Origin of the sequence: Paenibacillus sp. GCM10027630, from assembly GCF_042676305.1 — a bacterium.
In the GTDB taxonomy this organism is placed as follows: domain Bacteria; phylum Bacillota; class Bacilli; order Paenibacillales; family NBRC-103111; genus Paenibacillus_S.
Window position 1 is genome coordinate 114,226 of record NZ_JBHTGY010000003.1, and the last position, 12,759, is coordinate 126,984.

10 protein-coding genes are annotated in these 12,759 nt (G+C 46.6%); all 10 read right to left on the reverse strand.

What is annotated here, in order from left to right; genetic code table 11:
• Positions 1-37: 37 nt before the first annotated feature.
• The 10 genes from ACFQ0C_RS02930 to ACFQ0C_RS02975 all read right to left on the reverse strand — a co-directional run bounded on the left by ACFQ0C_RS02930 (position 38) and on the right by ACFQ0C_RS02975 (position 12,757).
• Positions 38-1,543, reverse strand: coding sequence for a PHP domain-containing protein (locus ACFQ0C_RS02930; RefSeq protein ID WP_379363813.1), 1,506 nt, complete (start codon positions 1,541-1,543; stop codon positions 38-40).
• 4 nt (positions 1,544-1,547) lie between these two features.
• The gene (locus tag ACFQ0C_RS02935) at positions 1,548-2,999 is read right to left on the reverse strand and encodes a sulfatase family protein (RefSeq protein ID WP_379363815.1); all 1,452 of its coding nucleotides are present in this window, start codon (positions 2,997-2,999) and stop codon (positions 1,548-1,550) included.
• Between the two features lie 90 nt (positions 3,000-3,089).
• On the reverse strand, positions 3,090-4,295 hold the full coding sequence (locus tag ACFQ0C_RS02940; RefSeq protein ID WP_379363817.1) for an ROK family protein: 1,206 nt from the start codon (positions 4,293-4,295) through the stop codon (positions 3,090-3,092).
• A gap of 48 nt (positions 4,296-4,343) precedes the next feature.
• The gene (locus ACFQ0C_RS02945) at positions 4,344-4,958 is read right to left on the reverse strand and encodes a YesL family protein (protein WP_379363819.1); all 615 of its coding nucleotides are present in this window, start codon (positions 4,956-4,958) and stop codon (positions 4,344-4,346) included.
• Positions 4,959-4,984: 26 nt separating this feature from the next.
• Entirely contained in the window at positions 4,985-6,280 is a 1,296-nt protein-coding gene (locus ACFQ0C_RS02950; protein WP_379363821.1) for an ABC transporter substrate-binding protein, read from the reverse strand.
• Positions 6,281-6,301: 21 nt separating this feature from the next.
• On the reverse strand, positions 6,302-7,138 hold the full coding sequence (locus tag ACFQ0C_RS02955; protein ID WP_379363823.1) for a carbohydrate ABC transporter permease: 837 nt from the start codon (positions 7,136-7,138) through the stop codon (positions 6,302-6,304).
• 12 nt (positions 7,139-7,150) lie between these two features.
• Entirely contained in the window at positions 7,151-8,068 is a 918-nt protein-coding gene (locus ACFQ0C_RS02960; protein ID WP_379363825.1) for a carbohydrate ABC transporter permease, read from the reverse strand.
• 244 nt (positions 8,069-8,312) lie between these two features.
• Positions 8,313-9,437 (reverse strand): glycoside hydrolase family 88 protein, encoded by a 1,125-nt coding sequence (locus tag ACFQ0C_RS02965; RefSeq protein WP_379363827.1) that lies wholly within the window; start codon positions 9,435-9,437, stop codon positions 8,313-8,315.
• Complete coding sequence (locus ACFQ0C_RS02970) at positions 9,434-11,266, reverse strand: ulvan lysase-like protein (RefSeq protein ID WP_379363829.1); 1,833 nt, start codon at positions 11,264-11,266, stop codon at positions 9,434-9,436. The genes ACFQ0C_RS02965 and ACFQ0C_RS02970 overlap by 4 nt, the downstream gene beginning before the upstream one ends.
• A gap of 36 nt (positions 11,267-11,302) precedes the next feature.
• A complete protein-coding gene (locus ACFQ0C_RS02975; RefSeq protein ID WP_379363831.1) occupies positions 11,303-12,757 on the reverse strand; it encodes a sulfatase family protein in 1,455 nt (484 codons plus the stop codon).
• Between the last annotated feature and the right edge of the window lie 2 nt (positions 12,758-12,759).

Here is a 12,759-nt window from a genome sequence, read left to right on the forward strand (position 1 = left end):
ATACGAGGGTTAGTCGGATTGTGGTCGTTAGCTTTCTTTAAGGAGTCAGCACATAAATCGGTGAAATCCAGGCAAATTGATTATTCGTTTGGCGAATCTCAGCATGATAAACGTCACACTCAGAAGCTGAAGCTTCAGCATCCGTCCACACCTCGCTAAAGCTGTACTCACACTCAGGAACGGCACGGTGAAATAATATCGCCTCCGAGTTATGAGCTTTGAGATGAACGCTGCGGCTTCCCTGCAGAAGCTCGCCAATCGTTGCGGATAGCTGCTTCCCGTTCAGAGTTACATCAATGATAGTAGAGCTATCTCCATTAATTTCAAAAATCAAGGCAGCCGTATGGGAATGCAACGTTGTCGGATTTTTAAAGGTCGTGCATGTCCATGAAACCTTCGTTTCCGTTTGCTCAAGCAGCTCGTTATGCAGCTCATTAAGATCCGGGTTGTCCTTCATTTCGGGAGTCGGAGCCAGCACGCTGCGCCCTCTAAAGCATGGTTCCACAGATTCCATAATACCTCCTTGTATATTGGCTGCCCCTTCCCAAAAGTAGCCATCCTTGGAGTCACCCCAGCCCATTTCTACGCGTACCTTAAATTTGCCGGCAGATGGATTGCATCTTGTACGCAGCGACTCACCGGTAATCGTCTGCCAAGGCTGAAAGTTTTTATAAACAACGACTTTATCAAGACGGTCACAGCCCTTCACATCCAAACGGACTTCCCGATTGCCTGCTGCTTGAATCTCGCTGCCCATATCGGCACCGTTAATTTGAAAGCCGCATTGTATTTTATCGCCCGTCACCGCGTAGGTGCGGCGCGCAGTTATAGCTTCCCATATGGAATCGCGCGTTTTCTCCTTAGCTAGAACCGCCAGTCGCCCATCGCCGTATGATCCTGGGTATCCTGCGTGATGATCCGTAGAACCGACAAATCCAAAACGAAGTCCCTTACGGATTCCGGCAAGCACCGTGCTCCGCGAATCCCTTGGACCCATATCGTGTAAATATGGGTGGGTGCTGTCATCTGACATCCCGCAGCCATGCTTGGAATACACTTCGACAATCGGGCTGATTGTGGAGTCGAATGTATCCCAATTGCCCCCGCGGTATCCCGGTGTATAACCGACATGATGGGGAACGGCAATGACTTCCCTCGGCTTAAGAGCATTTACAACCTCATAAGGCGAAATACCTTGATACAATGGCATATCATCTTCCTTGCACAGAATATGATGATCGCCGTATTCGCTGGAATGAGCCTCATATCCCTGAAACGTGACAAATTCATGAGGGACATTCGCTTTTTTTACCGTCTCCAAAATTTGCTCCCAACGTGAAGCCAGCTTGGCAAAGCCCTTTTCATGAAAGTCGATAAGGAATTCAAGCTCCTGACTTCTTTCAGGCATATCATGCCATGAAGCATGCCCAATAATGGAGACGAAATCAAGCTGCCCCCGCGCCGCCTTCAGAGCATTTTCCAAGCTGCCGTAACCGTAGCTAATTCCGCAATGATTGTGAATATCTCCCCAATAAATGTTCATATGCTTATTCTCTCCCCGTATATTTCATTTTTAATGCATCCGCTTGCTTGTTCCACCCTGCTCTTTCCAGCCTTCCCACCCATTGCTCCGGTAGCATATAACGGAAAGGTCCGCCCGTCCGGATAATTTCCTGCATCGGATCGATTGTCCGTCCGGTTTTGTTCAAGTTCTCCGTCACCCAGCGTTCCAAGCGCTGCTCCATCAAATGGATGATCTCCGGATGCTCTTCGGCCACACTAACGGTTTGATTGGGATCGTTCAGCAAATCATAAAGCACAACCTCATCGAATTCGTACATCCCCTCATGATACGTGCGGATAAAATACCACCGTTGATCGCGCACAGCTCTCTGGCAAGCGTACAAGCCATGCTCCAACACGATATATTCCCGCCCTTCCATCTCTTCACCACGCAGCGCCGGCAGGAATGACTTGCCGTCCCAGCCTGACGGTTTTGCCAGCCCTAACAAATCAGCAATTGAGGCCATCACATCAACGTTGTAAACCAGGTCGTCATTCACATGACCCGGCTTGGTCACACCCGGAATTTTTACAATCAACGGAATATGATGCACCGATTCCGTAGCCATGCCATGTTCGAGATAGATCCCTTGCTCGCCGAAGGATTCGGCATGATCCGCACTTATGATGAAGCATATTTCATCCTCAATCCCAAGCTCCCGGTAGGCGTCCACTATTTCACCTACGCAAGCATCCATGTAAGAGATGCCTCCGTCAAAGCCATCGATCAGCTTGCGGTAATCGTTACGGCTGGCGATTTCAAGCGGCATCGTTGCCTGCGGAATTTTGCTGAAATCATCACTCCAGTGAAGGAAGGTCGCCGATCTCGGATGGCTGTCCTTGCGATGGCGTTGTATCGTTTCTTCATCAGGAAAGTCGGGTGCCGGTTTATCGGCAAACTGCTCCGCAAACCTCGGCGGATAAGTATATTTGGAATGCGGATCCCAATATTGGATATGCAGAAAGTAATTGTCCTCCTTACCATTCTGCTTGATCCAGGGAAGGACGGCCGCATTAACTTCATGCGCATCCTCATTGCCGCCTTTTAAAGTGTGCGTGTGAACCTCGTTCCACCCGGCAAAATACCACCATGCATGATGTCGATCTCCGAATGAAGAGAAGGTGATCGTCCGGTAGTCAGCCTCGCGTAAATACCTCGTAAAGAAAGGTACCTCCTTGCTGTGGAAATCGCCTTCCGGATAATGAAATTGACCGCCTGGCCCCCAGTGGGTTAAAGCTCCGTGGTTCATTCCGAACCGGCCCGATACGAAGCTTGCCCGGGAAGGAACACATGGGGATGCCGCACAATAGGTATGATTGAAGCGGACACCCTGCGATGCGATCTTATCCAAATTAGGCGTCGTGTTCCTGGAATAGCCGTAGCAGCCCATATGATCCGGCCTAATAGAATCGATATCCAAATAAATAATTCTCATCTTAATTCCTCCCGTATTTCAATAACGCGATTTACTTTCATAATGAATTTAATTAAAAGAGCAAAGCTCTCCTTAGAGCTTTGTGCCGGATTATAAAAGCGAGTATAGGGAAAAAGAGTCGTCAATCACTTGAGCCGCAGCCCCGAGTACAATAACTTCCTTCATATCGGAAGATACAATTGCCGTTTTTCTGGAGAAAACATTCATCTCCCTAGCTGCCACCATTTTCTTGATTTGTTCAAGTAAAATAGGATGACAGGTACCCAGCCTTCCGCCGATAATGATCATTTCCGGTGCAAAGTGCTGAATCACATTGGATACTCCTACTCCCAGAAAGGTCCCTGTTTCCTCCAACGCTTTCTTGGCTAGAATAGAGCCTTTCTCCATAGCGGTGATAATGTCTTCAAGCTCCACGGCATCAATGTCATTGTTGAAGTAATGCAGCTCACCCCGGCCTTCAAGCTTTAATATCTTTTTCATTCTTTCCACGACCTTCGGGATAGATACCAGTGTCTCCAGACATCCGTAATTGCCGCAAGTACACTGCTCTCCGTAGATATCGACGGTAGTGTGGGCTATTTCACCGGCCTTCCCGCTCAATCCACGGTACAGATTGTCGCGAACGATGATGCCGCTACCGATTCCCAAATCAGCTAGGATGTATACGAAATTGGTTGAACCTCTGCTTTTACCGAACCATTTCTCCGCAAGAGCTGCAACGTTCGCATTGTTATCAATGGTAATAGGAAAAGGAATCGCCTCTTCAAGCATCGCCCTCAATGGAATTTTCGTTTCTCCATAAAAGTTCGACGGCGATATATACCCCTCTTTGGTCTCGTTCAGCCAGCCTGGAATGCCGACGCCTACCCCAAGCAATTTGGAAGCATCTACATTAGCTTTGTCAAGCAATTGACCGGGTATTTCGCGCAAGTATTCGATGACGTTGGTAATTTTATCAGCTTTTGTCGTCGGCTTTACTTCAAATTGAATTAAGTTCCCTTCCAAATCGACTAACGCCGATTTCACGACCGTTCTACCGATTTCCACTCCAATCGAATAATAGCATTGGGCATTAAAGGTAAGCAGCACCTGACGGCGCCCGCGACTGGAAGGGAGTGTCCCCGCTTCCCTGATGATCTGTTCCTTTAAAAGCTCCTCAATGATTCTCGTTACCGTCGGCTGAGGAATATCCATGGCATCGGATAGTTCCTTACGCGATATAGGTCCCTTATCCCTAATGAACTTGATTACCTTTTTAATATTCAGTTCTTTCCCTACATGAAACACATTGATCATTGCGGCCACCCTATGGACGATTTTTATTAATCTTACTACAGTCTTTAATCACAAGTCTATATTTACAGGCTGCTCTGTGCTTCCCATAATTTTATCCGCAAACAAAACGATCAGAAAAGCTACTAAGCTGAAGCCTATGATTGGGATCAAGATGGGTACAAAATACAAAATCAGAACAATGAAGCTGATTCCTGCACTCATCAAAAGCGTCTGCGGCAGCTTTTGAAGGCTGTACACCAACGATTGCTTCAAGGTCTGAATAACACCAAGTCCGCATGAGGTAGAGACAGGAAATACAAACAACAGGGTTGACACGTAAAGTGCGCTAAGAAACAAGGACCATGCGAACAGTGCGGTATACACCCATTTATTTGCCGCAAAGCTGTGAGCGAACAAGAAATTGGAGGCAACAACCAGCAGTAACAAAAGCATTACGATTCCAAGACAAGTGGCAGGCAGCAGTTGCTTCACAAATGCTTTCCAGAAAAAAGGGATAAGACTTTCCCTATCCTTCTCATTCCGGTACATTTGGATGGTTTGAACCAAGCTTGCGCTTGAGGCAAATACTGTCACTAAGGGTAAACTAAACATAATCCATACAAAATTCAGTAAGGCTAAATTCATTACCCATTCAAAAAAACGATTCGCTTTTTCCGCTTTCATATCTTGTGCCCCCAATTGGCTCCCTATTATTTTTGCAGCAGTTTGTTCGCTTCCTGTGCTGCCTCGTCCAAAGCTTGCTGTGGCGTTAGTTTACCGTATAAAGCCTTCACAATCGCCTTGGAAATCGTTGTTCCGACCTTGGAATAATTTTCTGTCGGTGGCGGGGCGATAGCTTCGTTTAATGATTTGGAGAAAGGCTCTACCAACGGTGTTTTCGAAACAAATTCCTGATATTCTTTCGTTTGGAGCGTCGCCGGTTGAGTAGGCAAGCTGCCCATGCCGATATTCCATGCAGCCGAGTTTTCAGGTTGCAGCAAAAATTGAATAAACTCGTAAGCACCATCCTTATTTTTGGATTCTGACGGAACGGTTAAATACCATCCTCCTAAATAAGTAGCCGCTTTTTCGCGCTTCGGCAATTGAGCCGTTTTCGTGACGAAAGGGAATGCTTTCGATTGAGTAATCCAAAGTGGGAAGCCGATAAACATACCTACCTTACCCGTTGCAAAAGTTTGGGTGATCGTATTCTCATCCATTTGCTGCAATGGCGTTACCTTATGCTTCTGTACAAGATCAACCCACAGCTGCAAGGCTTCTACACCCTTGGACGAGTTGAACGTTGCTTGCTTCATATCCGGAGTAAAGTAATCCCCGCCGTTTTGCCAGAGAAATGCAGACCACTGGTTATTGGTAAACAATACTTCCTTCGTTGGCAGCAGAAGCCCCCACTGGTTTTTGCTTGGATCCGTCAGTTTTTTGGCATACTCAACCACTTCTTCCCATGTCTCCGGCGGCTTCGTTAAACCTGCTTGCTTGAATAAATCTTCGTTGTAATACAAGGCTGCCACACCAGCACTGATAGGGACTCCCCACATCTTATCATCCTTCATAATCACGGGACGTAAGGATTCATAAAATTGATCGGCCTTAATTTTCTTAGGCTTGTCCTTCATTAATTCATCAATAGTCATAAGTCCTTTGGAGCCTCTCAAAGCTGCAATATCCGGGGGGCCAGCTGTAAACAAGTCGGGTGGCGAACCGGCTGCGATCTCAGTAAATATTTTCTCCATCCGCTGATCAGGCGGAACGAAGGTTGGATTCACTGTGTATTTGTCCTGCGATTCATTAAATTTTTTGGCCAGAGACTGTACGATCTCACCATTCGCCCCTGCGAGTGCATATAAAAAGCTGACGGTTTGCTTTGCCGCAGGCTTGCCCTTATTTGGGTTATCTTCATTCTTTGCAGGCGTACTGCCGCCACAAGCTGACAATGCTACGGAACTAGTAAGTAAAACAGCAAGCGACCATTTCATTTTTCTCATTACCTTCACCCCTTATATTAGTTAGCCTTTAACTCCTGAGGAGACCGATCCTTCTACGAAAAACCTTTGGAACGCAATGTACACAACAAAGATAGGGATGGAAGACAGCACGGTAGCAGCCATCAGTAACGGCCATTGCAGCAAAAATTCGCTTTTAATCAATGCGAGACCCACCTGTACGGTACGCATCTCGGTGGATGTCGTCATAACGAGCGGCCAGAAAAAATCGTTCCATATATACGTAAAATTAAAAATAATGACACTTGCAATCGCAGGCTTGGAAATTGGAATGATGATTCGAATCAAGGTCTGCATCCGATTGCATCCATCCAGATAGGCTGCCTCTTCAAGCTCTTTCGGTATAGAAAGGAAAAAATTACGAATCAGAAACACGGCAAACGGATATACAAGAAACGGAATAATTAACGCCTTGAAGGTGTTCACCCAACCAAACGTCTTCATTAACAAAAAGCTGGGGACCATTGTCGCCTGATGAGGAATTAGCATCGTGCCGAGAATGACAATGAAAATTACTTTTTTACCTGGAAAATGCATTCTGGACAACGCATAACCTGCCATTAGGGATGTAATTACAACTCCAATAGTAGAGCCTACCGTAACCACCAAAGAATTATAGACGTAGTGCAGGAGCGATGCTTTCTGCAACGCTTCCGAATAGCTCGAAAGCAGTAACGTCTGCGGAATAATACTGATACCGGAAATTAGCGCTTCCTGCTGGCTTTTAAATGATGTAGACAGCATCCAGAGAAAAGGAAACAACGTTAATATACCCGACACATAAGCAATGACAGAAGTGAACAACGATTTGAAGCCCTTCCCTTTTTCAACCAAAGCCAACTGTCCTTTCCATTAAAAATCTATCTTCTTATCCATCAACTTAAATTGAAAGAGTGTTACCGCAAACATGAGCAAAAACAAAACAAATCCTATCGCGCTGGCGTAACCCATTTCAAAGTGCTGAAAAGCTACCTCATAAAGGTAATGCACCATTACATTCGTACTGCCGAGCGGACCTCCAGAAGTCATTACGTACACCTGTGCAAAAACTTGAAACGCATGGATCACCGTCATTATAATAACCAGCATGGATGCCGGCATCAGCAGCGGCCATGTTATATGTAAAAATTTCGTAAAGCTGCGCGCTCCATCAATTGCCGCTGCTTCATAATAATCATGTGAAATCCCTTGAAGCGCAGCTAAGTATATAACCGCATAGTACCCCATGTTTTTCCATATACTCATTATAATAATGGAATTCAATGCCCATTTCGGATCATCCAGCCACTGAGGGGACGTTAATCCGGCCGCTTGAAGCAATTGCGTAAGTGGACCAATATTCGGATCGAATAAATATCCCCATATCATCGCAGCTGCAACCATAGAAACAACGACGGGAGAATAGAAAAAGCCCCGGATAACAACGATGCCGCGAATTTTTTGATTAAGCAATAAAGCGATTGCAAGTGCGGCAGCGACGGAAAATACCGTTTTCATCAAAGTAAAATAAAACGTATGGTAGACAGAACTCATAAACTCTTTATCCGAAAACATCCGTGTATAATTACCGATACCAATGAATGTTTTATTCGGATCAATCAAATTCCATTCGAAAAAGCTTAAATATATGATGTAATAAAGTGGAAAAGCCATAAAAACGCCAATCCATACGATCACAGGAGATAAAAACATGTATCCTGAAACTGTTTCCGTAAAATTGTAGCCACTCTTCTTAAAATGTGCACGCACCTGATTTTTAATGTTACTCACCTCCATCCACAGTCCATTTAATTTCACTTTAAATATATATAGAGATAATTACAGGAATTAAAGCAGAATTCATCTTTAATTCCTCTTGATAGAGTATATCATCCCCTTTATATTATTTCAATATGAAATTATATAAGGATTTAATGCTTAAGAGATGAGAATGAATCAACACAGCAAAAAAACAGGAGGGTCGTATTGGTCCTCCTGGCTTTATTCATAAGTATGCCTTAACACTAGTACCGAATTACCAGAACATGCCCGTCTGCCCGCGAAGCTTAGCCAATGCCTCGACATAAAAGTAGTCTCCATAAATCAACGGTACATCGATATTTTTACCTGTCGGATAGGAGCCTGTCGCATGCATCACGATGGCCTCGTTCTGCAAATCCCATACGGTATAATGATTCGTTATGGATTTGAGAATACGTTCGGCGGATGATCGGTACATGACCGCATACTCAGTCGGAAGCTGCTCACTCAAGAGCAGCATACCCCCCGCTGCTATAACGGCAGCGGAAGAATCCCGGGGCGCGCCTTCCAATTCAGGAAGCCTGAAATCCCACGGAGGAACAAGATCCTCCGGTAAATTCGCCAGGAAGAAGTGGGCCGCACGCTGACTTCCGTGCAAATATCTTTCTTCCTTCGTATACGAGTAACAAATAGCCAACCCGTATACCGCCCATGCGATGCCTCGGGCCCAAGCGGATTGCGGACTGAAGCCTTGTCCGCCAAGGGCATCTTTCCGTTCTCCGGTCTCCGAATCGAAGCAAACAATATGATGAACCGAGCCGTCCGGTCTTAAAAATTCACGGAGCACCGTATCGGCATGCTCCATGGCAATATGCCGAAACCGTGGATCACCGGTTACCTCCGATGCCCAGAAGAGCAGGCTAAGATTCATGGTACAATCGATAATCGCCCAGCCTGTATTCTCCTCGAGTCCTCCCCAGTCTTTACCATTCCACGCCCTGATGAATTTGCCTTTAACATTAAATCTTCCAGCCAGCCAACTCGCGACCTTCAGAGCGCGTTTTCTCGACATCTCATTTCCGGTAACTTTGTAATTGGCCACCGAGCTTAGGCACCACATAAAGCCAACGTCATGATGCAGCTTCTCAAATTCATCAATCGCCGTATCCAGCTTCATTTCGCATTCTTCAGCCAACTGCCGCAGACTTTCATTGCCGTTGTCCCGGTACATTAACCACAGCAATCCCGGCCAAAAGCCGGATGTCCATTTGTTCGGCTCCGTGCTGTCATAGTGACCATCTATGGAGGCATGCGGAAATCCGGAGCCGATTAGAGGACTCGTAAGCCCGATTTTTCCCGTAACCTTATTCCATGCTTGTTCAATCCACGCTTCACTCATTCCCTAACTTCTCCTTTCATGATATGAACACTAGGTTCATCTAACCGAATTGACACTCGAAATGAATATTGTCCCGAGGTGAGCGGTCCTGTCCGCCATTTGAGAGGGACAGCAAGGACAGACGGAAACACAGACACAGCTTGCTCCGTTAACGATTCCCGGTCCAAATGGAAGCCCGCTCCCCTGCCGGAAACTTGAATGATGCTCCCTTTAACAGAAGAAATGTTAATTTCTCCCGCTATTTCTAATGCCGCGGAATCAGCTCCTGACACAATAGGTTCAACGATCCTAATTTGCTCGCATGGCAGCCGGACGTCGAAATCATATATTTTTTCAACATAGGCATCATAAAAAAGGTACCGGATCTTGTAAGAAATGCCGCAATCATACCGGATTCGGTCAGCTTCATATTTCAATTGCCCGTGTACTTCAACCTCAGGCCGACCCTCATTCATGAACGAGGCTGCATAAGCCTCATATTCATATAAATTGCTGTAAGTCATCCCTTGGCTTACCGCTTCAATTCTTGGAGTCGTTAGTTCTTCTGACACAGCAGGAAATGCCGGCATATTATACGGCTCATACCGTTCATATTTCGTCACGCTTCCGATCTGAACCGGACCGATATGCTCGTTCCACAAATAACTGATTGCTCCTCCAGTCGGAGCATGATGCACATGGTAACATGACACAGTGCCCATCCATTGACCCGTCCTCATATGATGGACTCCAAGGGAGGCATATTCCCTCACTCCGAAGATATGGTGCGATGGAATTGCGGCATCCTTCTGTGTAGGATCTTTCCCATAAGCAAGAGCAACGGCAAAAGCATCCGCCCTGTTGATGGTGGAGTGAATACAGCTCTGACTGAACAATTTCTTATAATGAGGACCGTAACCGATCATTCCGCCGCCTGGCCCGATGCTCTCTGACACATAGTAGGCGTTAAGTTCTGCTGCTTTGTAAAATGCCGGCTCCTCGTCGCACAGCATCATAAAAGCCATCTGGCAGCCATGAGCCGTCTTGCTTCCGAACAAGGTCCACTTGTAGTTCCTGCTGCCGAAGGAATTATCCATGGACCCGTCCGGATAAATCATTTCCAAATGCTTTCTCAGCGCATGCACAGTCATTTCCTTAACATGGTTATCTCCGGTCAAAATCGCATATTCGGCCATCGCGCCCAAGCTCATATCCATGTTATAGCCGATATCCACTGTACTTGTTACTCGGCTGAACGGCCGCTGATTCGTTTTTTCCCCCAGCAGAAAGCCGTCTCCGGTCAAATTAGCAAGCCCATAACGATCGATTAACTGCCGGGCCTGCTCCGCATAATGCGGAATCGATAAAATTATACTCGCCCAGTGGAGAACCACAGCCGATGTAAGGTAGTAATTGACGTTTGTTTTTCCGCCGTTTCCAAATATATGCGACACCCATTTCGCGGAAGAAGCAATCAAGTCTTTTAATGTATCCGCTTCTGTTTGCTCCCCGTACCTGCACAATAGATCGTAAGCATGGCATAACGAAAGCAGCTGGAACACGGTCGTTCCTTTCCATTCCCCTGCCAGCTCGTTTAACCAGGCCCCATCCGGCTGCTGAACGGAACGCATATAACCGGTTAACAACCGGGCGGATGTCAAATATTTGGCATTTCCTGTCGTTATGTACAAGTAATACAAAGGAAAGATCGCATCCCCGCATCGTCCATGAACGGTCCGGCATGCCGGACAACGAATCCCCCCTTGCCAAGCTGGGTCCGCAAGCTCCTGATGATCGATCAGCGTATCGCAGCAATGCTGCAAAAGCGGGAACAAGTAATTATCTGTCATCGCAATGCTCCTCTCAATCGGCCCTGTTTATACGGTTTATGCGTGAAAGCTGGCGTACATTTCAATAAATTGTTCATACGCATCATCAGATAAACTCAGCAAATCGCTCGTATCCTTCATATGCCGCCGCAGACTGGACAGCATATCTTCAATCCGTTCACGGTACGGCTCTCCGAATGCCAGATTTATTTGCTCCTGCGGATCATGGACGACGTCGTACAGCTCAAGGAACAGTTCATCCTTAAACAAATCTACTATCAATTTATAGTCCCCGTGCAATACAGTTCTTTGAAAGTTACTGCGGGAACCGTTCCCGTCAAACTGAATATATAAATCACGCTGCCCGATCGGCTCTCCCTGCATCGCCTTCAGCAAAGAAACTCCGGAAAATACCGTCTCTCCCTCCGCTATCTCCAAATAATCACATAACGTTGGAAGTACATCCACTGCACTAACCGGTTCTTCCAGATGCTTCGGCTCCATCCCCTCATGAGCAGGAAATTTGAATAGCAGCGGAGTTTTAACCGATTCCTCGTACATACACATTTTTTGATATAAACAATGCGAACCGAGCATTTCCCCATGATCGCTTGTAAAAACAAGAAGGGTATCGTCATAAATGCCCTGCTGCTTTAATTCGTCTACTATCTGGCCGACACAATGATCCAGCAGCGTAACCAAGCCCAGATATACAGGCCAAATACGCTGCCAATCCTCTCTGCTGTACCTTCCGCCTATGATGCCGGGCAAATTGTACAATTGAAGCGGAGACTGGCTTTTCGCCCATTGACCCACATTCTCAGGGAGCTCGGCGTCCTTGTACATCGAGTACCATGGCTCTGGAATATCAAGCGGTGGATGCGGGGCAACGAACATCGCATTGACCAGCAGCGGCTTGTTGGGATCACGCCCACGGATAGCATCTATCGTCGTGCGGGTAATATATCCGTCGTAAAAAAAGTCCAAGCCTTCCTCAAAGCAGCCGGTCTTGGGTATGGAATACCGTTTGCGCCGGGTCACTTTGCCAAATGCCATTTCCGGGACCCCACCCTTGAAGGAGGGACCGCCAGGATGCCGCTTTCCGTTCGCCTTCAAATAAGCATCGTAATTACCCTCCAGCGTATGCCAATGTGTCTTGCTGGCGCTCGCTTGAATGTCATCCATGTAAAAATGCTGTTTTCCGGTATGCCAGCTATCCCATTCCTCCTCCATCAGCTGGTACAGATTCGTTGTCCCCGGACGGACTTTTCCATGCTCCGCTTCCTTCGGCTCCCATGGGTTGATCAATGATCCGTTCACATTCGGATACGTTCCGGAGAAGAAGCTACCTCTCGCCGGTACGCACAGCGGCGAGGCGCAATATGCCCGATCCATTACGACACTTTCCTGCTGCAGACGATATATATTGGGAGTATACGTTTCATTTACAACATCATATCGCAGCTGATCTGCCATAATGATGACTACATTCGGTTTACGGATACCGGACATAA

Excerpts from the sequence above, each read along its gene's own strand:
- ACFQ0C_RS02930 (WP_379363813.1), bottom strand. The coding sequence starts at position 1,543 with ATGAACATTTATTGGGGAGATATTCACAATCATTGCGGAATTAGCTAC.
- ACFQ0C_RS02935 (WP_379363815.1), bottom strand. The coding sequence starts at position 2,999 with ATGAGAATTATTTATTTGGATATCGATTCTATTAGGCCGGATCATATG.
- ACFQ0C_RS02940 (WP_379363817.1), bottom strand. The coding sequence starts at position 4,295 with ATGATCAATGTGTTTCATGTAGGGAAAGAACTGAATATTAAAAAGGTA.
- ACFQ0C_RS02945 (WP_379363819.1), bottom strand. The coding sequence starts at position 4,958 with ATGAAAGCGGAAAAAGCGAATCGTTTTTTTGAATGGGTAATGAATTTA.
- ACFQ0C_RS02950 (WP_379363821.1), bottom strand. The coding sequence starts at position 6,280 with ATGAGAAAAATGAAATGGTCGCTTGCTGTTTTACTTACTAGTTCCGTA.
- ACFQ0C_RS02965 (WP_379363827.1), bottom strand. The coding sequence starts at position 9,437 with ATGAGTGAAGCGTGGATTGAACAAGCATGGAATAAGGTTACGGGAAAA.
- ACFQ0C_RS02970 (WP_379363829.1), bottom strand. The coding sequence starts at position 11,266 with ATGACAGATAATTACTTGTTCCCGCTTTTGCAGCATTGCTGCGATACG.
- ACFQ0C_RS02975 (WP_379363831.1), bottom strand. The coding sequence starts at position 12,757 with ATGTCCGGTATCCGTAAACCGAATGTAGTCATCATTATGGCAGATCAG.